This is a genomic window from Micromonospora zamorensis (assembly GCF_900090275.1).
In the GTDB taxonomy this organism is placed as follows: domain Bacteria; phylum Actinomycetota; class Actinomycetes; order Mycobacteriales; family Micromonosporaceae; genus Micromonospora; species Micromonospora zamorensis.
The window spans coordinates 935,962-960,112 of sequence record NZ_LT607755.1 but is presented as its reverse complement, the minus strand read 5'-3'; the positions used below and the strand labels follow the sequence as shown (position 1 = coordinate 960,112).

Below are 24,151 nucleotides of genomic sequence, written 5' to 3'. Positions count from 1 at the left end.
CGTACGGTTCAACACCCCAGAAAGACAGACGTACTGTTGCCGACCCGCTACCCGCCGCGAGACAGTACGGCTCATCAGCGGTGTCATCGACGCCGCCGCTCCCCGGTCGACCCTGAGGAGAAGCGATGGCACTACGACTCGCCGACGGCACCGCCTGGTCCGACGTCCTGGCCCGCGCGGTGGCCGCCACCGGAGAAGCGTTCGGAGCCGAGGTGGACGGCGTCACCACCCTGCACAACCTGGTCGAGGGCGAATGGCGGGCCACCGGTCAGCCCGCCCCCGTCCGCACCCCGGTGGACAACACCGTCGTCATCAACCTGCGCCGGCTCGACGCCGACACCGCCCGCGCCGCGGTCCTGCACGCCGCCGCCGAGCACCGGACCTGGGCCCGGACCCCGCTCGCCGACCGCAAGGCCCGCGTCGCCGACGCACTGGACTCGCTCACCGCCCACCGCGACCTGCTCGCCATGCTGCTGGTCTGGGAGATCGGCAAGCCCTGGCGGCTCGCCTGCGCCGACGTGGACCGCGCGCTCGACGGCGTCCGCTGGTACGCGGACGAGATCGACCGGATGCTCGCCGGCGGTCGCGAGCCGCTGCCCGGCCCGGTCAGCAACATCGCGTCGTGGAACTACCCGATGAGCGTCCTCGTGCACGCCGAGCTGGTGCAGCTGCTGGCCGGCAACGCGGTCATCGCCAAGACCCCGTCCCAGGGCGGCGCCGTCTGCCTGACCGTCGCACACGCGCTGATGCGCCGCGCCGGCCTGCCCGCGACCCTCGTCAGCGGCGGTGGCGAGGAGTTGTCCGAGGTGCTGGTTCGCGCACCCGAGATCGGTGCCGTCGCGTTCGTCGGCGGACGCTCCAACGGCGGCAAGGTCGCGGCCGCGCTGCTCGACACCGACAAGCGGCACTTCATCGAGCAGGAGGGCCTCAACGCCTGGGGCATCTGGAACTTCTCCCAGTGGGACCTGCTCGCCGCCCACCTGAAGAAGGGCTTCGAGTACGGCAAGCAGCGCTGCACCGCGTACCCCCGGTTCGTGGTGCAACGTGACCTGGTCGACGAGTTCCTCGACATGTACCTGCCCGTCGTCCGCTCGGTGCGCTTCGGTCACCCGCTCGCCGTCGGCGACGACTGGGCCGCGGGAGACCCGCTGCCCGAGCTGGACTTCGGGCCGCTGATCAGCGCGGCCAAGGCCGACGAGCTGCACCGAAAGGTCGACGAGGCGGTCCGCGGCGGAGCGGTGCCGCTGCACCGGGGCAAGCTCAACGGCGCGCCGTTCCTGCCCGGGCAGGACACCTCGGCGTACGTGGCACCGTCGGTGCTGCTCGCCCCGCCCGGCCGGTCCCGGCTGATGCACGCCGAGCCGTTCGGGCCGGTCGACACGATCGTCGTGGTGGACACCACCGACGAGCTGCTGGCCGCGATGAACGCCTCCAACGGGGCACTGGTCGCCTCCCTGGCCTGCGACGACACCGACGAGGCCAGCAAGCTCGCGGTGGACCTCCAGGCGTTCAAGGTGGGCATCAACAAGCCGCGCTCACGGGGTGACCGGGACGAGCCGTTCGGCGGCCGGGGCGCCTCCTGGAAGGGCGCGTTCGTCGGCGGCGACCTGCTGGTGCAGGCGGTCACCGTGGGCGGCGACAGCCGTCTCTACGGCAACTTCCCCGACTACAACAGCTACCCCGCCACCTGAGGTCGGCGCCGGCCCCCTGTCGACGCCCAGCGCGTGCGACAGGGGGCCGGCGGCGTACCGTCGCGAGATGGCGACGATCGAGCAGCTCTCCCTGGGTGTGTCCGACGCCGAACGGGCGGCGAGGTTCTGGGCTGCGGCCCTCGACTACCGTCGCCGGGCACCGCGATTCGACGGCGACGAGTGGATCGTGCTGGAGCCCCAGCCAGGCGCGCCGGGCATGGCGATCGCGATGGACCTGAGCGAAAGCCCGGTGCAGGATTTTCCCCGCCTCCACCTGGACCTGGACGCCGGCGAGCGCAGCCTCGACGAGGAACTCGACAGGTTGCTCGCGCTCGGCGCCCAACGGGTGGACTGGCGCCACTACCCCACCGACCCGCACCCGACCGAACCCCCGTACGTCGTGCTCGCCGACCCGGAGGGCAACCGGTTCTGTGTGTCCGGCCGCCGGGAACGCCCCGCGCGGTGACAGGGCCCGCCCTACGAACCAGGCGTCGAGAGGGTGCCCTTCCGGTCCGCGGCGAGCGGGACGGTGAGGGTGAGCAGGGTGCCGTCGCGCTCCGCCGAGCTGGACCGGTTCAGCCGGCGCAGCGTCCGCAACATCGGGGCGTTGTCGGCCTGGACGTGCAGCACCAGCGCCGCGTACCCGGATCGGTCGGCATGCTGGGCCAGCCGGCGCAGCAGCGCTGAGCCGAGCCCCCGCCGCTGCCAGTCGTCGCGCACCAGCAGCGCCACCTCGGCCTCGTCACCCTCGCCGAGCAGGTTCGCCAGGGCGACCAGCGACTCCGCCTCGCCGTCGGCGCCGGTGGCCGTGGCCACCAGGGTCAGCCCTCGGCTCGGCTCCAGCAGCCGACGCAGCCGGGCCGGCTGCGGCAACCCCGCCCCGCCCAGGTAACGCCGGTGCCGGCTGCGCGGCGAGCACCCCTCGTGCAGCTCCACGACACCGGACAGATCGTCCGCGCAGGCGGGCCGCACGGCAACCTCGGCACCGTCGGGCAGCACCAGGGTGATCTGCTCGGCCGCCCGACGGACCACCGTGGCGGCCAGCTCGACCAGGGCCTGCGCCCGGGCGTACTCCGCCGGGGTGAAGGCGGGCGCGACCCGGCGCAGCGAGAACGAACCGCCCGCCGGGTCGGCCAGCAGCATGGTGGCGCCGGTGATCCCCCGTTCGACGCCGGTCGACGCGGGTCGCCAGCTGACCGAGTCGGCACCGAGCAGGGTGCGCAGCGCCGCGCCCGTCGCGTCCGGGTCACGCACCAGCCGGTTGGCCAGCCCGAGCACCCGGGTCGGCTGGTCGGCCAGGCCGCGCGCCTCGCTGCGCGCCACCCAGCAGTCCCGGCCCCGACCCCGCTCGACGGCGGCGATCAGCCCGGCCTCGTCCAGCGCGTCCGGCGCGTCGACCAGGAAATCGTCCACCGCGCCCTGCTCGGTGGGCTGCACCTGCACGGTGAGGATGTTGACCCCGCGCAACGCGAGGCTCGCCGTGAGCACCGACAGGTAACCCGGCCGGTCGTCCACGGTGGCCCTGATCCGCCACAACGTCATGGCTGCCTCCCTTCCCCGGGTGTCAGCCTCGTCCCCCGCTGTTGCCGCCCTGTTGCTCGGCGGTCACGGGTTTCGCTCAGGAATCGGGTCGGGTAGGGGCACCTGACGGCTGGTGTCCCGCTGGACACCACCGGCAGAGCCAGACCGTGCGGCGGACCGGATCGCCCTATGCCGGGCGGCCGCGGTAGCCGATGGGGCCCTCGCCGACCCGCTGGTAGGTCCCCAGGAAGCCGCCGTCGCCGAAGGCGACTGTGCCGTTGTTGCCCCGGAGGTCGCGCCAGCTCAGCCTGGTGACCGGGTGGCCGGGCACACCCACCGCGACCCGCAGGTCACCGGAGCGGTGCCACCCACCGCCCCAGCCGTCCTCGGTGGTGAAGTGCTGAGCATTCCGGGCCACCGAGCCGCGCTCGATCAGCCGGCCGCGGAACTCCCGCGGCCGCTCACCCGGCTGTCGGCTCCAGCCGTAGAAGGCGGCCTGCTGCTGCTCGAACATCATCGCGTACTCGGCGCCGGACGCATCCGCCCACGCCACCTGGTCGAGGACAGCCTGCTCGCCGCGGTCGACGAAGATGGTGACCTCGCCGACGTCACTCGCGTACCGCAGCACCGGCTCGGCGACCGCCTGTCGGACGAGGGCCAGGCCCGCCTGATCGTGGGCGTTCATCGGGTCGACCGTCACCCGGTACAACCACAACATGCTCCGGGCGTCGTTACCGCTCTCGATCCGCACCGTGTTCCGGCCGGCCACCAGTTCCTCGGCCGGGACCGCGAAGACCAGCCGTTGCGGGAGTCCACCGCCGTTCGGGATCCGCAGCCGGTCGGCCAGCGACCTGCCGTTGAGGCGAACGGTGAGCGGGGCGTGTCCGGGCCCCCCGGAGAGCATCGACGCGAGCGCCACGAGGGTGACGCACGCCTCGCGGACGATGGTCGGGTCGGGCACGTCGAACTCCAGTTCGACGGAGCCGCCGGAGTGGAGGGCCAGGTGATCGCGCTGGGCCGAGGACCGGTGGACGCCGGTGATGGTGACGTTCCCGAGGCGCGGCGGCTCGGTGCCGAAGTCGGCGTAGGTGGGTTCCATCTGGGTGCCGGCACGACGCTTGCCCGCTGACGCAGGAGACGAGTCCATTTGACGAGACTAGATCAACGATTTCGGACCCGCGGACCACCGGTCTCCCGACCGTAGCGACTCAGGGGCTGGCGACCACCGGGGGCGCGCCGACCAGGTCGAGCCGGTCACCGAGGATCACCGCGCAGGCCCGGACGAGCTGGGTGAGACGATCCACCTCGGTGCTGTGGAACGCGGCGGCGGAGAGGGTCTCGCTGTGCTCGCGGGCCACCACCAGCACCAGGCCCGCCCGTCCGAACGGCGCGACCGCGTGGTGCGTGCCGTCGGGCGTGGTCATCGACCGACCGCGCAGCGGGGTCACCTCCGGCAACCGCAGGGGTACGGGTGCACGCCAGCTCGCGTGCCCCACGGTCGCCCCGCCGCCCCCGGTCCGCGAGGCCCAGTCGACAGGCACCACGGCGGCGACGGCCCAGTCGGCTGCCAGCAGCCCGGGAACCGCGTCGACCAGGGTGGCGAGCCCGTCGGCCGGGTTGGCCGCGACCTGCGCCAGCAGCTCCGCGTCCTGCCCGGTGGTGGTGGGCGCGCCGATCGCCCGCCACACGCCGTCCACCCGCACGCCGGGGATCGCCGCGAGACCGGCCAGCAGCCGCTCCACCCGCGCCGCGCCCGGCCACACCACCGTGAAGTCGTCCACCGCGCGCCCGCCGAGGCGTTCGAGGACCACCACCTGGACGATGTCCGCGCCGGAGACGCCCAGCGTGCGGGCGACCTGGCCGAGCGTGCCTGGACGGTCCGGCAGGGTGACCCGAACTCGCAGCAACATGTCTGTCCCTCCGCTCGGCGGGCCGGCAGAGTGCGACCGGCAGGCTGGCCCCAGCCTGGTCGTTGACCATTTCGTCCCTGTTGCAAAGGCATGTCCCGAGCGGAAAATCTCATATTGACAACGTGAACCGGCTGCCATCAACTAGTCGGATGAGTGATCCGGCCATCGATGCGTTGCGGCCGGAGGCCGTCCCAGGCTCCCCCACCGGGCTCGCCCTGGACCGACTCGCCGACTATCTGGCCCAGCACCGACCCGAGTTGGCCGTCGGGCCACTGCGCGCCAACCTGATCGCGGGCGGCAAGTCCAACCTCACCTACCTGCTGCGACTCGGCGACCGGGAGGTCGTGCTGCGCCGCCCGCCGCTGGGGCACGTGCTGGCGACCGCGCACGACATGGCCCGGGAGTTCCGGGTCATCTCGGCGCTGGCGCCGACCGAGGTGCCGGTGCCCGGCGCGCTGCTGCTCTGCACCGACCCGGAGGTGATCGGCGCGCCGTTCTACCTCATGGAGCGGATGCCCGGTGAGGTGTTCCGCACCCGCGCACAGACCGACCCGCTGGGCGACGAGCGACGCCGCGCCCTCGCCATGGCGATGATGGACACTCTCGCCGCGCTGCACAGCGTCGAGCCGTCCTCGGTGGGGCTGAGCGACTTCGGCCGCCCGGAGGGCTACCTGGCCCGGCAGGTCCGCCGCTGGGGTGGGCAGCTCGACCGCTCGCGCAGCCGTGATCTGCCCGGCATCGACGAGCTGCGTGACCTGCTGGCGGCCACCGCCCCGGAGGGCGCGAACGCCGGCCGGATCGTGCACGGCGACTACCGACTGGACAATCTTCTCGCCTCGGCCGACCCGGTGGCCGTGCACGCCGTCCTCGACTGGGAGATGGCCACCCTCGGCGACCCCCTCGCCGATCTGGGGCTGCTCCTGACGTACTGGGAGGTGCTCGGCGGCAGCGACACGGCCGACGGCAACCCGGTCGCCGACGGGCTCGGGCCGCGCGCCGGCTTCCCCACCGGCGCCGAGCTGATCGACCGGTACGCGGGGCGCAGCGACGTGGACGTCGGGCCGCTGCACTGGCACGTGGCACTCGGCTGTTTCAAGCTCGCGGTCATCTGCGAGGGCATCCACTACCGCCACACGCTCGGGCAGACGCTCGGCGAGGGCTTCGACCGGATCGGCGAGATGGTGGCACCGCTGGTCGCACACGGGCTGACCGCCGCCAGGGAGCGGTGATGGACTTCTCATACGACAGCCGGACCGAGGAACTACGCGGCGAGCTGACCCGATTCCTGACCGAGCACGTCTACCCGGCCGAGGCCGTGCACGCCGAGCAGGTCGCCACCGGTGACCCGTGGTCGCGTACCCCGGTGTTGGCCGAGCTGAAGGCGGAGGCCCGCAAACGCGGCCTGTGGAACCTGTTCCTCCCCGACCCGCGCTACGGCGCCGGCCTGACCAACCTCCAGTACGCGCCGCTGGCCGAGTTGACCGGGCGCAGCCCGCACCTGGCGCCGGAGGCGGTCAACTGCGCGGCACCGGACACCGGCAACATGGAGCTGCTGGCCGAGTTCGGCTCGGAAGCGCAGCAGAAGCGCTGGCTGATGCCGCTGCTGGAGGGCGAGATCCGTTCCGCGTTCTGCATGACCGAGCCGGACGTGGCATCCTCCGACGCCACCAACATCGCCACCCGGATCACCCGCGACGGCGACGAGTACGTGATCAACGGGCGCAAGTGGTGGTCGTCCGGCGCGATGGACCCGCGCTGCGAGATCTTCATCGTGATGGGCAAGACCGACCCGGACGCCGACCGGCACCGCCAGCAGAGCATGGTGCTGGTCCCCCGGGACACCCCCGGGGTGAACGTCCGTCGGGGCATGAGCGTCTTCGGCTACACCGACGGCTCACACGGTGGGCACGCCGAGATCGACTTCACCGATGTCCGGGTGCCCGCGGAGAACCTGATCGGCGCCGAGGGCACCGGCTTCGCCATCGCCCAGGCCCGGCTGGGTCCCGGCCGGATCCACCACTGCATGCGATTGATCGGAATGGCTGAGCGGGCATTGGAACTGCTCTGCAAGCGGGCGCTCGAGCGGGTCGCGTTCGGCCGACCGCTGGCCGAGCAGGGCGTGGTCCGGGAGTGGATCGCCGAGTCACGGGTGCGCATCGAGCAGGCCCGGTTGCTGGTGCTCAAGACGGCCTGGCTGATGGACACCGTCGGCAACAAGGGCGCGCACACCGAGATCCAGGCCATCAAGATCGGCACCCCGGCGATGGCGGAGTGGGTGATCGACAAGGCCATCCAGGGGTACGGCGGCGCCGGCGTCAGCCAGGACACGCCACTGGCCGCCCTGTGGGCGCAGACCCGCACCCTGCGCCTGGCCGACGGCCCCGACGAGGTCCACCGCAACTCCCTCGCCAAGCGGGAACTCCGCCGCTGGGCCCCGTAACCCGCCCAGCGCCGCCCCCGAGGTCGGGGTCAGGCGCTGGCGCGGTGGATCAGCTGGGTGTCCAGGAGGATGTGCGGGGCCGGGAGGTCGTCGCCTCGGATGCGGGCGACCAGCAGGCGGGCCATCTGTCGACCCATCTCCTCCACCGGTTGGAAGACGGTGGTCAGCGGCGGCTCGGCCTGTTTGGCGATCGTCGCGTCGTCGAAGCCGATCACCGCGACGTCCTCGGGCACGCGCCGGCCGGCCTCGCGCAGGGTACGCAGCGCGCCGAACGCCATGAGGTCGGACGCCACGAAGACCGCGTCCAGGTCCGGGCAGGAGTCCAGTAGCCGGCGCATGGCGGCCGCGCCGCTGCCCTCGCTGAAGTCGCCGTACGCGATCAGGTCGGGGTTGACGCCGCCCCCGGTGGCCTTGACCGCCTCGGTGTAGCCGGCCAGGCGGGCCAGGCCGGCGCCCATGTCCTGTGGCCCGGCGATGGTGCCGATGCGTCGGCGCCCCAACCCGGTCAGGTATTCCACCGCCTGCCGAGCCCCGCCAACGTTGTCCACGTCGACGAACCAGGCCGGCTGGGCGCCGGGTTGCAGCATCCGGGCGGGCCGACCGCCGAGCACGGCGGGCAGGCCGCGCTCCTCCAGCAGCGTCGGCAGCGGGTCGGAGTCGTGCAACGACAGCAGCAGTACGCCGTCGACGTGCTGGTTGGTCAGGTGGTGCTCGACCCGCTCCCGCTCGACCGGCGACTGCGCCATGGCCAGCCAGAGCTGCATCGGCGTCTCCAGCAGCGCGGAGCTGATGCCCCGCACGATCGAGGCGAAGAACGGCTCGGTGAAGACCCGCTCGCCGGACTCGGACACCACCAGGGCGACGGAGTCGGTGCGCTGGGTGACGAGCGCACGGGCAGCCCGGTTCGGCACGTACCCCAGCTCGGCGATGGCCTGTTGGACCGCGGCCCGGGCCTCCGGGCTGACCTGGGGCGAGCCGTTGACCACGCGGGAGACCGTGCCCCGGCCGACGCCGGCACGCGCCGCGACCGCGTCGAGGGTCGGGCGCCCGAGCGACCGGGTGCGCTGCGTTGTCATCGTCTGCTCCTCCGACGGCGGACGGACCCGGCGCCACCTGCGGGAGGTGGACGCCAGGACCGTCCTGATGGCTGGCCCGAGCCTATTGTGCGGCCAGACCGTTGCGCCGGATCACCGAGGCGTACCACTTGGCGCTGGACTTGGGGGTGCGGGCCTGGCTGTCGTAGTCGACGTGGATCATGCCGAACCGCTTGGTGTAACCCCAGGCCCATTCGAAATTATCCATCAACGACCAGGCAAAGTATCCCCGCAGGGGAACTCCGTCGTTGATCGCCTCGTGCGCGGCGCGCAGATGCGCGTCGAAGTAGGCCAGCCGGTCGACGTCGTCGACCTCCCCGTCGACCACCGAGTCGACGAACGCGGACCCGTTCTCGGTGACGTAGAGCGGCAGGTCGGTGTAGTCGTGCACCCGCCGCAGCGTCTCGGTCAGGCCCGGGGCGTCGATCTCCCAGCCCATGTCGGTGACCGGGACGCCCCGGGTGACGAACCGTACGTCCTCGCTGCCCGGCCAGCACGAGGGAGCACTGTCGGTCGCGACACCCTCGGTCGATGCGGCGACCACGTGCCGGCTGTAGTAGTTGACCCCGACCAGGTCCAGCGGCGTGGAGATGGTCGCCAGGTCGCCGTCGCGCACGTGGCCGAAGTCGGTCACCGTACGCAGGTCGGCCACCAGGTCCTCCGGGTACGACCCGCGCAGCAGCGGGTCCAGGAAGAACCGGTTGGCCAGCCCGTCGATCCGCCGGGCGGCGTCGGAGTCAGCAGGGGTGTCGCTGGCCGGGTCGACCGGGTAGAGGTTGACGGTCACGCCCACCTCGGCGGTCGGCCGGGCAGCCCGCAACGCCTGCACGGACAGGCCGTGACCGAGCATCAGGTGGTGCCCGGCGCGAACCGCGTCCGCCCCGTTGGTGCGGCCGGGGGCGTGCACACCGGAGCCGTAGCCGAGGAACGCGGAGCACCACGGCTCGTTCAGCGTGGTCCAGTAACGCACCCGGTCACCGAGCGCGTCGGCCAGCAGCGTCGTGTAGTCGGCGAAGCGGGCCGCGGTGTCCCGGGCCGGCCAGCCGCCGGCATCTTCCAGCGGCTGCGGCAGGTCCCAGTGGTACAGGGTGAGCCACGGCTCGATGCCGTTGGCCAACAGTTCGTCGACCAGCCGCCGGTAGAAGTCCAGGCCCTGCGGGTTGGCCGCGCCCGTGCCGCCGGGCTGCACCCGGGGCCAGGAGACCGAGAAACGGTACGACTTGAGGCCGAGCTCCGCCATCAGCGCGACGTCGTCGCCGAGCCGGTGGTAGTGGTCGCACGCGACGTCCCCGGTGTGCCCGGCGACGACCCGACCCTCGGTGTGGCTGAAGGTGTCCCAGATCGACGGAGTGCGGCCGTCCACGGCCGCCGCCCCCTCGATCTGGTACGCCGCAGTCGCGGCCCCCCAGAGGAATCCGGGTGGAAAGGTCAGCCCGGGGCGCTCGTCGAGGACGTCGACGGCGGGTGGGCTGGCGGGGTTGCTCACGACTTGACGGCACCTTCCATGATCCCGCCGATGATCTGGCGGCCGAACACGAGAAAGACGAGCACGAGGGGGATGGTGCCGATCGCCGTGGCGGCGAACACCTGGGAGTAGTCGGTGTAGTAGGCGTACGAGAGGAAGGAGAGCGAGACCTGGAGGGTCGGGTTCTCCGGGGTGAGGATGGCGTACGGCCAGATGAACGAGTTCCAGGTCTCCATGAAGGTCAGCAGACCGAGCACGCCGGCGGCGGGACGTAGCGCGGGCAGCACGATGCTCCAGTAGATCCGGAACGTGCTCGCCCCGTCGACGCGGCCGGCCTCGATCAGCTCGTCGGAGATGGCCTGGCTGGCGTACTGCCGCATCATGAACACGCCGAAGGCGCTGACCAGGAACGGCACGGTGACCGCGTAGAGGGTGTCGTACCACCCCAGGTCCTGCATCATGGACCAGAGCGGGATGAGGCCCATCTGGGTCGGGATCATCATGGTGACGATGATCGCCAGCAGAAGAGCGTTGCTGCCCCGGAACTTCAGCTTGGCGAAGGCGAACCCGGCCAGTGAACCGGTGAGCACCACCGACAGGGTGACCACCGAGGAGACGATGATCGAGTTCATCATGCCGGTGAGGAAGTTGGCGGCGTCGTTGTCGAGCACTCGCCCGAAGTTGTCACCGAACGCCCCGCCCGGGGTGAGCGGCGGCGGCACGTCGTTGATGTTGTCCAGGCTGCGACTGCCGATCACCAGCATGTAGTAGAACGGGTAGATCGACAGCAGTGCCGCCAGGATGAGCGCCACGTAGGTCAGCGGGCTGGTGCGCCACAGGCGCTGGGAAGCCGAGATCATCGATCTCTCCTCACTTCGCCGAGCGGCGGACGAGTAGGAAGTTGACCAGCGACACCACGACGATGATCATGAAGATGGCCCAGGCGACCGCGGCTCCGTAGCCGGCGGTGTTCAGGTTCGCGATGCCCATCTCGTACATGTACATGGCCAGCGTCTGGAACTCCCGCTGGCTGCCGCCGAGAATGTTGCCGTTGGCGAAGAGCAGCGGCTCGGTGAAGAGCTGCATGCCGCCGATCGTGGACAGGATGACCACGAAGGTGAAGGTGGGCTTGAGCATGGGCAGGGTGATCTGCCAGAACTGCCGCCACGGGCCGGCGCCGTCGATCTCCGCAGCCTCGTAGAGGTCCTTCGGGATCGCCTGCATGCCGGCGAGCAGGATCAGGGTGTTGTAACCGGTCCACCGCCAGTTGACCATCGATGAGATGGCGAACCACGAGCTCCACCGCTGCCCGTCCCAGTCGACCGGGTCGACACCGACGAAACTGAGCAGCCAGTTGAACAGGCCGAACTCCCGCTGGAACAGCATCCCGAAGACGATCGCGACCGCGGCCACCGACACCACGTTCGGCATGAAGATGGCCATCCGGAAGAAGGTCTTGGCGCGCAGGAAGGTCCGGTTGAGCAGGTTCGCCAGGAAGAGGGCGAGCAACAGCTGCGGGATGGTCGACATGGCGAAGATGCCGAACGTGTTGACCAGCGCGTTCCAGAAGTACTCGTCGGAGAACAGCCGGGTGTAGTTGTCGAAGCCGATGAACGAGTGATCGCCGATCATGTCCCAGTCGTGCAGAGACATCCAGGCGGTACGCACCATCGGGTACAGCCCGAACGCACCGAAGATCAGGAAGAACGGGGCGATGTAGAGGTACGGCGAGTACTTGACATCGAGGCGGTTGAGTAGCCTTCCCCGGCGCTGCCGGGAAGGGAGATCGGGAGAAGGCGGTGCTGCTGGCGACGGCGGTGCCGTCGTGGCCGACAGGCTCATGCGAATTTCCTTTTCCGGCGAGGCCCGGGGGCCCTCGCGCAGGGCGCTACGCGGAGGGGACCGGCCGGTGGCGTCCGGGAAGCCCCGAACGCCACCGGCAGGGAATCACTCAGAAGGCACCCTGAGTCTTGGCGTCCTTCGTGAACTGCTCCCAGGCCTTCGCCTTGTCGGCCTGCCCGCTCTCGAACGCCCGCAGGGCCGGCTCGAGTGCGTTCTCCTTGATCGCCTGGTGCTTCGGGCCCAGGTGGGTCGGCTGGATCTTGGCGACGCTCTCCCCGAAGATCTTGCCGGTCGGCGCGTTGCTGAAGTACTCGTTGGTGTAGCTGATGAACGCGTCGTTCTTCAGCGCCTCCAGGTTGGTGGGCAGCGGGCCCTTGGCCTTGAAGGCCTCCACCTGGCTCTTCGCGTTGGTCAGGTACTCGGCGAGCTTCGCCGCCTCCTTCGGGTACTTGCTCTGCGCCGGAACCGCGAGCCACGAGCCGCCCCAGTTACCGCCGCCGCCCGGCACGGACGCCACGTCCCACTTGCCCTTGTTGGCCGGACCGGAGTTCTCCGTGACGATGCCGAGCATCCAGGACGGGCAGAAGGTCGCCGCGAAGGTGCCCTGCTTGAAGCCACCGGACCACTCCGGCGACCAGGTCTGCGCCTTGGCGGAGATGTCCGCCATCGAGGTGGCGGTGTCCCAGGCGTTCTTCACCGCGGGGCTGGTGTCCGCGATGATGTTGTCTTCCTTGTCGTAGAACAGGTCACCGTTGCCCTGGAACATCACGCCGTTGGAGACGGCGGTGATCGAGTCGATGAACGCCTTGCCGCCGCTGCCCTGCTTGTACTTCCGGCCGGCCTCGTGGAAGCCGTTCCAGTCCGACCAGAGCGCCGACACCTGGTCGCGCTCGGTGGGCAGGCCGGCAGCCTGGAACAGGTCCTTGCGGTAGCAGACGGCGAGACTACCGACGTCGGTCGGCAGGCCGATCAGCCGGCCGTCGGGCGCCTTGCCCAGCTCCCACTTCCAGGGCAGGTATTCCTTCGAGTGGTCGGCAACCAGCGGGGTGAGATCGGCCCAGTTGCGCGCGTTGGGCTTGAACTCGTTGAGGATGCCCTCTTCCAGGGCGGTGACGTCCGCCGCACCCTTGCCGGTGGCCAGGTAGCGGACCAGCTTCGGCCGGTACTCGGCGAGCTGCGCGGTCTTGCGCAGCTCGACCTTGATGCCGGTGTCCTTCTCGTACTGCTTGACGAGCTCGTCGTAGCCCATCTCGCCGAAGGTGTCGACGACCAGCTTGGCTGGCTTCTCGCCGGCCGCCGGCTTGTCGTCGTCGTTGCCGCAGGCTGCGAGACCGCCGATAGCGGTGATCGCGGCCAGGGCAGCGGCCGCCAGGCGGGTACGCCGCGTGGTGACACTCATTCGCTGACCCCTCTTTCCGGTGGTGAGGCTGGATGTGTGTGGTGGGGTGCTCATCACGCCTGGCCGGGGATGCGTCAGTGACCCATGCCACCCTCGGGAGCGCTCCCATGAGATTGCCGACAGGTAACGGGAGTGTCAATAGGGCGATGGGAGCGTTCCCAGATCGTTACCGCTCAGCTCACCTGGCAACTCCGCCTCGCAAACTCCGCCTCGGACCGGCGGAGCTTCAGCAGAAGCGGCGGAGCAGGGTGGTGGTCTGGTCCGGATCGAAGCGGGACGGGTCGAAGGTGGAGCCCGCCCAGTCGCGCAGCGTCGCGTGCCGTGGATCGACCGGCCCGACCGGATCGTCCTCGTCGGCCAACGCGACCAGGAGCGCCCCGTAGCCCAGCGGCCCGCCGACGCCCTCCGGTGGGCAGGCCCGCTCACCGTCCAGGCAGACCGGGTACCGCTCGTCGGGGTCGGCGGTCAGCGCGTCCTCCACGACCAGGTCGTGCTCCCACCAGTCACCGAAGTCGTACGTGTAGGAGAACCGGCTGCCCTTGCCGAGCACCGCGTCCAGCCGCACGTCCAGCTCGTCGTGCAGCGCCAACTCGCCGTCCGGGTCGGGGTCGCCGTACTGCACGGCGTCGATCTCGAACGAGTGCAGGTGGCAGTCCCGCCAACCCATCGCGTGCTGCACCACCCGGTGCAGCCGGTCCAGCGTGTAGCCGGCCGGCACGAGCACCCGGCGCCACACCGGCGGGCGGACGCCGGCGAGGGACATCTTCAGCTGGAAGATCTGACGCGGCATGCTGTCCTGTCCTCCCGCGGCTTAGGCTGCGAGCATGATCTGCCGAGCGTGCCGGGCCCGGCGACACGACGACTGCCCGGGCCGGAACTGGTGCGACTGCCAGCACCGTACCGCCGAACCGACCCCTCCCGTCACTGGTCCGGCCGGCGAATGAGCGTCGGAATTCCGATCCGACGGCTCTGGCCCGAGCCTTCGACGCAACAACTCGACGACGCCGCGCTGACCACGCTCTACGGCCGCGCCGACGAGCCCCGACTGCGGGTCAACTTCGTCGCCAGCCTGGACGGCGCGGTCACCCTGGACGGCTATTCCGCAGGGCTGTCCGGCCAGCCGGACAAGCGGGTGTTCGGCGTGCTGCGGATGGTCTGCGACGCGCTGGTGGTGGCCGCCGGCACGCTGCGCCACGAGGGATACCGGGCGGTCCGCCTCGACGAGCGCCGTCGCGCCTGGCGACGCGAGCACGGGCTGGCCGAGTATCCGACGCTGGTGGTCGTCTCCGGTTCACTCGACCTCGATCCGGCGCAGGCCGCCTTCGCCGACGCGCCGACCCGTCCGATCGTGCTCACCCACGCCGACGCCGAGCCACCGCCCGGCCTGACGGACGTCGCCGACCTGCTGCGCTGCGGCACCGGGCGGGTTGACCTGGCCGCCGGCCTCACCGAACTGCACCGACGCGGGCTGACCCAACTGCTCTGCGAGGGCGGCCCGCACCTGCTCGGCGCGCTCACCGCCGCCGACCTGGTGGACGAGCTGTGCCTCACCGTCGCGCCGCTGCTCGCCGGGCCCGGCCCGGGCCGGATCACCGCCGGCGAGGCCGCACCGCCCCGGCACCTGCCACTGCGGCACGTGCTCGCCGCCGAGGACGGCGTCCTCCTGCTCCGCCACGCCCGCCCGTAACGGGCCGTCGTCCGGCCACACACCCACCGTCGCGGGTGTGACGGCGCATGGTGTCGTCCGCCGCGTCGCGTGGCGACCTGTCGTACTCCTCGGGCAGGATGCACCTCATGGTTCCCGACCGTGCTGCCCGACCGACCCGAGTCGCCCGATGACCGACGCCGACCTCGACAGCCCGGGCGAGGTGGTCGGGCGGGTGCTGGGCACCGCCGACGCCACCCCGTTGCAGTTCTGGACGGCCGTGGCACCCGGCAGCTATCTCCAGCTCGACGACGTCGTGGTCACCCGACGGGAGCTGCCGGACCGGGAGCCGGTGACGATCGCCGGCGTGGTCACCCAGGTCCGCGCTCGACACGAGGGCGCCCAGTTCGAGTCCGACGTGTTCGCCATCGCCGACGGCACACTGCCCGCGCAGGTGCAGGAGGCCGCCGAGGTCACCACCACCCGGGTCGATCCGGAGCTGTACGTGCCGCCGACCCCCGGCGCGGTGGTGCACCGGGCCGAGGGCGACGCCCGGGCGCGCGCGCTGCACTTCGACCGGATGGAACGGCGCATCCCGATGGGGATGGGTCGGGACGGCGTCCCGGTCTATCTCAACGCCGACTTCCTCGACGGCAGCCGCGGCGCACACGTCTCGATCTCCGGCATCTCCGGGGTGGCCACCAAGACCAGCTTCGCGACCTTCCTGCTCTACTCGGTGTTCCGCTCCGGGGTGCTGGGCGGCGACGCGGTCAACGCCAAGGCGCTGATCTTCAACGTCAAGGGTGAGGACCTGCTCTTCCTGGACCATCCCAACACCCGCCTCGACGATCCGACCCGCGCGGCGTACGCGAAGCTCGGGTTGAGCGCCGGCGCCTTCCCCGACGTGCGGGTCTACGCCCCGCCCCGGGTCGGTGACGCGGCCGGCACGCCGGATGTGAGCAGCCGGCTCACCGGGGTGGACGCGTTCTACTGGACGCTGGACGAGTTCTGCGCCGACCGTCTCCTGCCGTACGTCTTCGCCGACGCCGACGACGAGCGCCAGCAGTACACGATGGTGGTCCACTCGGTGACCGCGCACCTGGCCCGCTACGCCCAGCCGGCCGACGGCGGGGTGAGCATCGACGGGGTCCGGCTCGGCTCCTACGGCGACCTGGTCGACCACATCGTCGACCAGCTCAACGACGACGAGACCCGCTCCGACTGGGCGGGCAGCGCGGTCGGTCTGGGCACCGTCAACGCGTTCGCCCGGCGGTTGATCGGCAGCAAGAAGGACCTGGCCCGGCTGATCCGTGGCGACCTCGCCACCCGTCGCCCGCACTCGATCAACACCAGCGAGTCCGCGCAGGTCACCGTCGTCGACCTGCACAACCTTCCGGACCGCGCCCAGCGGTTCGTGGTGGGTGTGACGCTGAAGAGCGAGTTCGAGCGCAAGGAGAAGTCCGGCACCGCCAAGCCGTTGCTCTTCGTCGTGCTCGACGAGCTCAACAAGTACGCCCCCCGGGAGGGCTCCTCGCCGATCAAGGAGGTGCTGCTCGACATCGCCGAGCGGGGCCGCTCGCTCGGGGTGATCCTGATCGGCGCGCAGCAGACGGCGAGCGAGGTGGAACGGCGCATCGTCACCAACTCGGCGATCCGGGTCGTCGGCCGGCTCGACCCGGCCGAGGCGTCCCGCCCGGAATACGGCTTCCTCCCGCCCGCACAGCGCCAGCGGGCGCTGCTGGCCAAGCCGGGCACCATGTTCGTCAACCAGCCGGACATCCCGGTGCCGCTCTGTCTGGAGTTCCCCTTCCCGGCCTGGGCCACCCGGGTCTCCGAGGCGGGCCGGGCACCATCGGAGACGCTGCGCTCGATCACCCAGTCCGCCGACCCGTTCGCCGTGGTGGGCTCCGGCGGCGGCAGCACCGACGACGACATCCCGTTCTAGGCAGGGGCCAGCCACAGCAATGAAGATCCTGCACACCTCCGACTGGCACGTGGGAAAGGTGCTCAAGGGGCAGTCCCGGGCCGAGGAACACAAGGCCGTGCTGGCCGGGGTGATCGACATCGCCCGTGCCGAGCAGCCGGATCTGGTGATCGTCGCCGGTGACCTCTACGACACCGCCGCGCCCACCTCGGAGGCGACGCGTCTGGTCACCCGGGCGCTGACCGCGCTGCGTCGCACCGGCGCGGACGTGGTGGCGATCGGCGGCAACCACGACAACGGCCCGGCGCTGGACGCGCTGCGGCCGTGGGCCGATGCCGCCGGCATCACGCTGCGCGGCGGGGTGCGGGAAAATCCGGACGAGCACGTCATCGACGGCGCCACCGCCGGCGGAGAGCGGTGGCAGCTGGCCGCGCTGCCGTTCCTGTCCCAGCGGTACGCGGTGCGCGCGTTGGAGATGTACGAGCTGACCGCGGCGGAGACCAACCAGACGTACGCCGACCACCTGGGCCGGGTGCTCGGGCGACTGACCGAGGGGTTCACCGAACCGGACCGGGTGCACCTGGTCACCGCGCACGTGACGGTGACCGGCGCGACCACCGGTGGCGGCGAACGCGACGCGCACACGGTGCTGGGCTACGCCGTCCCGGCCACCGTCTTCCCGGCCACCGCGCACTATGTGGCGCTGGGCCACCTGCACCGGGCGCAGCGGGTCATCGGCCCCTGCCCGGTGCGCTACAGCGGCAGCCCGCTCGCTGTCGACTTCGGTGAGCAGGAGAACGTCCCCTCGGTGACGATTGTCGAGGTGACGGCCAGCACCGCCGCCCGGGTGCGGGAGGTGCCGGTGACGGCGGCGAGCGCGCTGCGGACGGTGCGGGGCACCCTGGCCCAGCTCGCCGAGATCGAGGCACCGGACGCCTGGCTGCGGGTGTACGTGCGGGAGCAACCCCGCGCCGGCCTGCGCGAGGAGGTGCAGGAGCTGCTCCCCCGGGCGCTGGAGATCCGCATCGACCCGGAGCTGCTGGCCGCGCCGGGCAGCGGTGCCCGCATCGCGCAGCGCTCGGGGCGTTCGCCGCGGGAGTTGTTCGCCGACTACCTGGACAGCCGGGGCCACGCCGACGAGGGCGTGCAGGAACTCTTCGACGAGCTCTTCGAGGAGGTCGAGCACTGATGCGTCCGATGCGCTTGGACATGGCCGGGTTCACGGTCTTCCGGGACGACACCACAGTCGACTTCACCGACGCCGACTTCTTCGCCCTGATCGGCCCGACCGGTTCGGGCAAGTCCACAGTGCTGGACGCTATCTGCTTCGCGCTCTACGGCATGGTCCCCCGCTGGGGTGGCGCCCGAGGGCTGGCGAACGCGCTCGCGCCGTCGGCGACCGAGGCCCGGGTGCGGCTGGTCTTCGAGTCCGGCGGGGCCCGCTACGTGGCGACCCGGGTGGTCCGGCGGGACGGCCGGGGCAACGTGAAGACCGCGAACGCCGGGTTGCAGCTGATGCCAGCCGGCTTCGACGTGACCAAACTGGACACCGGGTTGAGCCCGGACGACCTCGGTGAGGTGGTGGCCGGCACCCCCGCCGAGATGGAGCAGGCGGTGCTGGAGGCGGTGGGGCTGCCGTACGAGCAGTTCACCAGCTGTGTGGTGCTGCCGCAGGGGCAGTTCGCCGATTTCCTGCACGCCAAGCCGGCGACGCGGCAGCAGATCCTGGTCAACCTGCTGGGCCTCGGCGTCTACGAGGACGTGCAGAAGAAGGCGACGGCGCGTGCCGCGCAGGCGGACGCCCGACTCGACGCGGTCGACCAGGTGCTCGCCGGGCTCACCGGCGTGGACGACGAGGCGTTGGCCGAGGCCGAGGCCCGGGTCGAGCGGATGGCCGAGCTGGCGGCAGCGGTGACGGCCGCGGTGCCGGAGCTGGCGGCGGCCCGGACGACCGCGCGCGAGGCGGCGGCGGCGCTGACCGCTCTCGACGACGAGTTGTCCGTGCTGACCGGGATCCGCGCGCCGCGCGGGGTGGCCGAGGTGGCACGCGCGGTGACTGCGGCGCGGGCCGACGCCGAGGCCGCGGCGACGGGCGTGTCGTTGGCCGAGGAGCGCGAGGAGAAGCTGCGCGGGGAGCTGGCCGGCGCTGGCGACGAGAGCGCGGCGCGGCTGCTGCTGCGGGCGTACGACGATCGGGACCGGCTGTCCGCTGAGGCCGACACGGTCCGGGCGGCGGTGCGCGCGGCGAGCGACGAGCATGCCACGGCGGTGGCCGCGCTGGCGGTGGCCCGCGCGGAGGCCGAGCAGGCCGAGGCCGACCTGGAGGCGGCCTTCCGGGCGCACGAGGAGGCGAAGGCCACCGACCTGGCGGTCAGTCTGCGGGTGCACCTGCATGCCGGCGCGCCCTGCCCGGTCTGCGAGCAGCCGGTGGCGCAGGTGCCGGCGGTGCCGGCCGATTCGGCGGTGGCGGCCGCGACGGCGGCGGGCAAGGCGGCGCGGGCCGCGACCAAGGCCGCGCAGACCGCGGTGCGGCAGCGGGACGAGGCGGCGCGTGACCTGGAGCGCCTGCTGGTTCAGGCGCGGGCCCGGCAGGAGCAGGTGGACTCCCGGCTGGCCGAGCTGGACGGGCAGCTCGCCGGGGCTGCGGAGCCGGCCGTGTTGCGCCGGGAGTTGGCCGAGCACGCCCGGTTGCGGCGCGCCCTGGAGGAGGCGGCGACAGCGGTGCGGGCCGGCCGCGAGGCCGCACGTCAGGCCCGGGCCGGGGTGGATGCCGCCGAGGAGCGGCTGCGGGCGGCCTGGCGGGCCTTCGACACGTCCCGCGACGGGTTGGCGCGGTTCGGCCCGCCGGCGACCGATCGGGACGATGTGGCCGCCGCGTGGGCCGCGTTGACCGGTTGGGCGACGACCGAGGCCGACCGCCGCCGCGAAGATCGGGCGAGCCGGGCGGTCGCCGTCGCCGAGGCCGAGTCGGTGGCTGACACGGTGCGGCGGCGCATCGCCGGCATCTTCGCCGACGCCGACGTGCCGGTCGGCGACGACCCGGTGCACGCCGCGACCGTCGCGGTGGAGCGGGCCGACGCCGACCTCCGCCGGCTGCGGGAGCGCCGGGAGCAGGCCGGGACGCTGCGCGAGCAGCGTGCCGGGCACGAGCGGGAGGCGCAGGTGGCGCGGGCGCTCGCCGGGCACCTGCGGGCCAACAACTTCGAGCGGTGGTTGCTGGCGGAGGCGTTGGACCTGCTGGTCGACGGCGCGTCGGGGATCCTGCGGGAGCTGTCCTCCGGCCAGTACGAGCTGGTGCACGACAAGGGCGAGTTCGTGGTGGTCGACCACCACGACGCGGGGCTGCGCCGGGGCGTTCGCACCCTCTCCGGGGGTGAGACGTTCCAGGCGTCGTTGGCGCTGGCCCTGGCGCTCTCCGAGCAGCTTGCCGGGATGTCGACCACGGCGGCCAGCCTGGAGTCGATCGTCCTGGACGAGGGCTTCGGCACGCTCGACGCGGCCACCCTGGACACGGTGGCCGCCACTCTGGAAAACCTGGCCGCCCGGGGTGACCGGATGGTCGGCGTGGTCACCCACGTGCCGGCGCTGGCCGAGCGGATCCCGGTCCGGTTCGAGGTGCGCAAGGACGCGCGTTCGGCGCGCATAGAGCGGACGGGCCGGTGAGCGCGAGGAGTGCAGCGCAGCGGAGCCCCGCAGTCGCGAACGAAGGGCCAGCTCGGTGAGCGACGCCGCGTTCTTCGTCGACTCGTGGGATCCGGCGTACGGGGCGTCGTTCGAGGCGTCCGCTGCCGGGCCGGCCGCGCCGAGCAGCGCGCAGGTCGACGCGGACGCCGAGGTGCCCGCTGTCGACTGGCGGGCGATCGGGGTGCGGGCGGGGGTGCGGGCGCCCGACGTGGTGCTGCTGGTCGACGGGGTTCGCCGGATCGACGCGAGCATCTGGACGGCCGAGACCGACGGCGTGTCGTTTCCCGGGTTGGCCGCCTCGTACGCTGCCGGGGTGGTCCGGTGCGACCTGGGCCGGGGTGCGGCGCAGTTGGCCGGCACCCGGGTTGGCCGGGGTCTGTTCACCGCGAGCCCGTCGGCGCAGGACGTGGTGGCGGGTGCGATCCGCTATCCGGTGCACCGGGTGGGTGGCACCGGTGAGCTGGCGAAGTTGCCGGCCGCGGTGCAGGGCCCGCTGACCGCGCTGGAGGTGGCGGTGTCCGACGCCGCCCGGGTCGACGGTGACCTGCTGGTGGTGGACGGCCCGTTGCGGAGCCGCCGGCAGTTGCCGCGCACACTGGGTTACATCAAGACGCAGCACAGCCAGTACCTGGATGCCCGGCTGACCGCGGTGGTGACCGGTATGGCGTCGGGTGAGCGCTCGCCGGTGTTCCGGCTCGGCACCGCCTGGGGTGGCTGGTCGTGGTATCTGCGGTTGCCGGTGGCGGTCGGTGCGCCGTGGGCGGGCATCGTCCGGGTGGAGTGCTCGGCCGATCTGCCCGTCGAGGCGGCGATCGAGCTGGCCGACCTGTCGCTGGTCACCCTGCCGCGTTTCGCCTCCACCCCGTACAAGGATCCCCGCGCTCCGCAGAACCTGATCCCGATCGCCGGTCTGGAACGCCGACTGCGTGCCCTGCTCGGCGACTCCCGACTGCTGCACCGCGCGTTGACCGCCGCGGCTCGCGCCGCGCGGTAGACGGGGCTGATCACGATGGGACGTAAACGGGCGGCTGACCGGGTGGTCGAGCAGGTCGACACCGGGCAGGCCGAGCTCGTTCCGGATCCGGACCGGGCGGGCTCGTGGACCCTGCTGCTGGACGGCGCGCCGCAGTCGCATGTCGACCTGACCGACCCCACCCACCTGGAATTCGAGTACGTGCGACGGCTGGCCGCCGCGCTGGACCTGATCGCGCCCGCCGGTGAGCCGCTGCGGGTGCTGCATCTGGGCGGTGGGGCCCTGACCCTTCCCCGGTACGTCTCCGCAACCCGTCCCGGGTCTACCCAGCGGGTGTCCGAGGTGGACGGCGCGTTGGTGGAGCTGGTCCGTCGGGCGTTGCCGTGGCCGTCCGACACCCGGCTGCGGGTGCGGGTGGAGGACGCGCGGGCGGTGTTGACATCCACCCGCGACGCCAGCTACGACGTGGTGGTCGCCGACGTGTTCGCCGGTGCCCGTACCCCGGCTCATCTCACGTCCGTGGAGTACGCGGCGGAGGTGGCCCGGGTGTTGCGCCCCGCGGGTTGGTATCTGGCGAACCTGGCCGACGGCCCACCGCTGCGGCACGCCCGGGCGCAGGTCGCCACGGTCCGCTCGGTGCTGCCGCAGGCCTGTCTGGTGGGCGACGCGGCGGTGTTGCGTGGCCGCCGGTACGGCAATCTGGTGCTGGTCGCCGGGCGGGTCACACCGCCGGTGCCGGAGCTGACCCGGCGCGCGGCCGGTGACTGGTTTCCGGGTCGGGTGGTGGCCGGCGACGACCTGGACCGCTTCGTCGGTGGAGCGCAGGTGGTGCGGGACGCCGACGCGACCGGCTCCGATCCCCCGCCTCCGGGGCTGTTCTCGGTCCGCCGCTGACCGCCCACCCGGCAGCGACGCAGAACTTTTTTTTCGCGGTTTGTTGATCCGTTCGGGGCGCTGGCGCGTACCACCGGGCGGCCCACCTCGTGGGCCGGCGTTGGTGACGGACATCCCGGAGGTCTGCATGCATGCGGTGGCGGCCGGTTGGCATGGTGACGCGGTACGCGCGGACTGGTTGTCGGCGCGGTCCTCGTCGCGGCCGACGCCCCCTGCTCGGGGGGTCGACGCGCACGCGACGTCTCGCCAGAATGGTCCGGTGACGCCGCGACCGGCGCCCGGGCGCCATCAGGCGACGACAACCGAGGCCAGCCATTCCGACCAGTTGATCCGTCAGCTCTACGCCGAGCACGCCGGTCCGCTGCTGATGTTCGTGATGCGTCTCACCGGGGGGGATCGGCAGCGTGCGGAGGACATCGTCCAGGAGACGCTGCTGCGGGCCTGGCGCAACGCGCACCGCCTCGGCACGCAGGGGCAGGGCTCGCTGCGGCCGTGGCTCGTCACGGTGGCCCGTCGGATCGCCATCGACGAGCACCGCAGCCAGGAGGCCCGGCCACCGGAGACGTACGACCGGGACCTCACCGCGTTCGCCGAGGCGGACAGCACCGACCGGGTGTTGCGCACGATGACGGTGGCGGACGCGCTGCGTACGCTCAGTCAGTCGCACCGGGAAATTCTGATCTCGACGTACTTCCGGGGGCGGACGGTCCCGGAGGCCGCCGAGGAGTTGGGGCTGCCGCTCGGCACCGCCAAGTCGAGGGTCTACTACGCGCTGCGCGCGCTGCGCACGGCTCTGCAGGAGCGGGGGGTGACAGAATGAGCCGGCCGGACCACATGGACGTCGCGGCGTACGCGCTCGGTGTGCTCGACGAGCAGGATACCGAGCGGTTCGAGGAGCATCTCGCGACCTGCTGGGCGTGTGCGGCGGAGTTAGAGACGATGGTGCCGGTGGTCGGGCTGCTCTCCGACATCGACGGCGAGACGATGATGGCGCTGGAGCAGACAGCGACCGATCCGGCGTTGTTGAACCGGACGCTGGGCGCGGTCCGGGCCGATCGTCGGCGTACCCGGTTCCGGCAGATGTTGGCGACGGCCGCTGCGGTGGTGGTCTTCGGCGGACTGAGCGGGTACGGGTTCGTCAGCGTGACCGACAGCGGCTCGACCCCGGTGGCCGGTCCGACGTCGAACGCACCGATCGACCCGCAGACCAGCGGGCCGACTGCTCCGCCGAGCGGCCCTGGTGTGGGCGGCACGGAGGAGGAGGGCGACCAGGTCGACGCGACCGACCCGACCACGGGCGTGCAGACGACAGTGTTCCTGGTCAAGCGGGAGTACGGCACCCGGATCAATTTCAGCCTGCGGAAGCTGCCCGGCCCGCGCGTCTGCCGGCTGGTGGTGGTGCGCAAGAACGCCGACCCCGAGGTGATTTCGACCTGGTCGGTGCCGGAGGGTGGTTACGGCACCAACACCCGCCCGCAGGGTCTTGAGTTGAGTGCCTCGACGTCCGCGCTGGTGAGTGACATCAAACAGCTCCAGGTGCAGTCGATCGACGCCAATGGTGTGGCGAGTCCGCTGGTCACGGTCCCCCTGTAGTCGCGCGTACGCTTCGGCGCCGGTCATTGTCACAATGACCGGCGCCGATCTGTCGTTTGTGGGGAGTTTCCCTTGC

General features: G+C 71.8%; 21 protein-coding genes. 12 read left to right on the top strand and 9 right to left on the bottom strand.

Annotated elements, in window-relative coordinates:
• The first annotated feature begins 125 nt into the window (after positions 1-125).
• Both GA0070619_RS04410 and GA0070619_RS04405 read left to right on the top strand, forming a co-directional pair.
• Positions 126-1,691 carry an aldehyde dehydrogenase family protein gene (locus tag GA0070619_RS04410; protein ID WP_088946880.1) on the top strand — a complete coding sequence of 522 codons (1,566 nt, stop codon included), beginning with the start codon at positions 126-128 and terminating at the stop codon, positions 1,689-1,691.
• Positions 1,692-1,758: 67 nt separating this feature from the next.
• Positions 1,759-2,157, top strand: a complete 399-nt coding sequence (locus GA0070619_RS04405; RefSeq protein WP_088946879.1) for a VOC family protein — start codon at positions 1,759-1,761, stop codon at positions 2,155-2,157.
• Positions 2,158-2,168: 11 nt separating this feature from the next.
• Here the strand turns inward: GA0070619_RS04405 and GA0070619_RS04400 are convergent, their stop codons facing one another.
• The 3 genes from GA0070619_RS04400 to GA0070619_RS04390 all read right to left on the bottom strand — a co-directional run bounded on the left by GA0070619_RS04400 (position 2,169) and on the right by GA0070619_RS04390 (position 5,122).
• Positions 2,169-3,233 (bottom strand): GNAT family N-acetyltransferase, encoded by a 1,065-nt coding sequence (locus GA0070619_RS04400; RefSeq protein WP_088946878.1) that lies wholly within the window; start codon positions 3,231-3,233, stop codon positions 2,169-2,171.
• 166 nt (positions 3,234-3,399) lie between these two features.
• Entirely contained in the window at positions 3,400-4,359 is a 960-nt protein-coding gene (locus GA0070619_RS04395; RefSeq protein WP_157743897.1) for a hypothetical protein, read from the bottom strand.
• 61 nt (positions 4,360-4,420) lie between these two features.
• On the bottom strand, positions 4,421-5,122 hold the full coding sequence (locus tag GA0070619_RS04390) for an ACT domain-containing protein (RefSeq protein ID WP_088946876.1): 702 nt from the start codon (positions 5,120-5,122) through the stop codon (positions 4,421-4,423).
• A gap of 149 nt (positions 5,123-5,271) precedes the next feature.
• Between GA0070619_RS04390 and GA0070619_RS04385 the strand changes: the two genes are divergently transcribed.
• Together GA0070619_RS04385 and GA0070619_RS04380 are read left to right on the top strand one after the other, a co-directional pair.
• Complete coding sequence (locus GA0070619_RS04385; RefSeq protein ID WP_088946875.1) at positions 5,272-6,351, top strand: phosphotransferase family protein; 1,080 nt, start codon at positions 5,272-5,274, stop codon at positions 6,349-6,351.
• Entirely contained in the window at positions 6,351-7,562 is a 1,212-nt protein-coding gene (locus GA0070619_RS04380) for an acyl-CoA dehydrogenase family protein (RefSeq protein WP_088946874.1), read from the top strand. Before GA0070619_RS04385 ends, GA0070619_RS04380 begins: the two co-directional genes overlap by 1 nt.
• Before the next feature lie 29 nt (positions 7,563-7,591).
• Here the strand turns inward: GA0070619_RS04380 and GA0070619_RS04375 are convergent, their stop codons facing one another.
• The 6 genes from GA0070619_RS04375 to GA0070619_RS04350 form a co-directional block, all read right to left on the bottom strand.
• Positions 7,592-8,638: a LacI family DNA-binding transcriptional regulator gene (locus tag GA0070619_RS04375; protein ID WP_088946873.1), complete on the bottom strand. Its 1,047-nt coding sequence runs from the start codon at positions 8,636-8,638 to the stop codon at positions 7,592-7,594.
• Between the two features lie 82 nt (positions 8,639-8,720).
• Positions 8,721-10,142 carry a GH1 family beta-glucosidase gene (locus tag GA0070619_RS04370; RefSeq protein WP_088946872.1) on the bottom strand — a complete coding sequence of 474 codons (1,422 nt, stop codon included), beginning with the start codon at positions 10,140-10,142 and terminating at the stop codon, positions 8,721-8,723.
• Positions 10,139-10,981, bottom strand: a complete 843-nt coding sequence (locus GA0070619_RS04365; protein WP_088946871.1) for a carbohydrate ABC transporter permease — start codon at positions 10,979-10,981, stop codon at positions 10,139-10,141. The genes GA0070619_RS04370 and GA0070619_RS04365 overlap by 4 nt, the downstream gene beginning before the upstream one ends.
• Before the next feature lie 10 nt (positions 10,982-10,991).
• Complete coding sequence (locus GA0070619_RS04360; RefSeq protein WP_088946870.1) at positions 10,992-11,963, bottom strand: carbohydrate ABC transporter permease; 972 nt, start codon at positions 11,961-11,963, stop codon at positions 10,992-10,994.
• Positions 11,964-12,072: 109 nt separating this feature from the next.
• Positions 12,073-13,362: an ABC transporter substrate-binding protein gene (locus tag GA0070619_RS04355; RefSeq protein ID WP_088946869.1), complete on the bottom strand. Its 1,290-nt coding sequence runs from the start codon at positions 13,360-13,362 to the stop codon at positions 12,073-12,075.
• A gap of 226 nt (positions 13,363-13,588) precedes the next feature.
• Positions 13,589-14,152, bottom strand: a complete 564-nt coding sequence (locus GA0070619_RS04350; protein ID WP_088946868.1) for a plasmid pRiA4b ORF-3 family protein — start codon at positions 14,150-14,152, stop codon at positions 13,589-13,591.
• Between the two features lie 150 nt (positions 14,153-14,302).
• Here GA0070619_RS04350 and GA0070619_RS04345 point away from each other — a divergent pair, with 150 nt between their 5' ends.
• From GA0070619_RS04345 to GA0070619_RS04310, 8 genes are all read left to right on the top strand, one after another.
• Positions 14,303-15,049, top strand: a complete 747-nt coding sequence (locus tag GA0070619_RS04345) for a pyrimidine reductase family protein (protein ID WP_088946867.1) — start codon at positions 14,303-14,305, stop codon at positions 15,047-15,049.
• Between the two features lie 148 nt (positions 15,050-15,197).
• Positions 15,198-16,952, top strand: a complete 1,755-nt coding sequence (locus tag GA0070619_RS04340) for an ATP-binding protein (RefSeq protein ID WP_088946866.1) — start codon at positions 15,198-15,200, stop codon at positions 16,950-16,952.
• A 19-nt stretch (positions 16,953-16,971) separates the two neighbouring features.
• Positions 16,972-18,120, top strand: coding sequence for an exonuclease SbcCD subunit D (locus GA0070619_RS04335; protein ID WP_088946865.1), 1,149 nt, complete (start codon positions 16,972-16,974; stop codon positions 18,118-18,120).
• Entirely contained in the window at positions 18,120-20,594 is a 2,475-nt protein-coding gene (locus GA0070619_RS04330; protein ID WP_088946864.1) for an AAA family ATPase, read from the top strand. Before GA0070619_RS04335 ends, GA0070619_RS04330 begins: the two co-directional genes overlap by 1 nt.
• A 55-nt stretch (positions 20,595-20,649) precedes the next feature.
• Positions 20,650-21,609: a hypothetical protein gene (locus GA0070619_RS04325; protein WP_088946863.1), complete on the top strand. Its 960-nt coding sequence runs from the start codon at positions 20,650-20,652 to the stop codon at positions 21,607-21,609.
• A gap of 15 nt (positions 21,610-21,624) precedes the next feature.
• The gene (locus GA0070619_RS04320; protein WP_088946862.1) at positions 21,625-22,482 is read left to right on the top strand and encodes a spermidine synthase; all 858 of its coding nucleotides are present in this window, start codon (positions 21,625-21,627) and stop codon (positions 22,480-22,482) included.
• A 127-nt stretch (positions 22,483-22,609) separates the two neighbouring features.
• Positions 22,610-23,302 (top strand): sigma-70 family RNA polymerase sigma factor, encoded by a 693-nt coding sequence (locus tag GA0070619_RS04315; RefSeq protein WP_088951545.1) that lies wholly within the window; start codon positions 22,610-22,612, stop codon positions 23,300-23,302.
• Positions 23,299-24,075, top strand: coding sequence for an anti-sigma factor family protein (locus GA0070619_RS04310; protein ID WP_088946861.1), 777 nt, complete (start codon positions 23,299-23,301; stop codon positions 24,073-24,075). The genes GA0070619_RS04315 and GA0070619_RS04310 overlap by 4 nt, the downstream gene beginning before the upstream one ends.
• Positions 24,076-24,151: the final 76 nt, after the last annotated feature.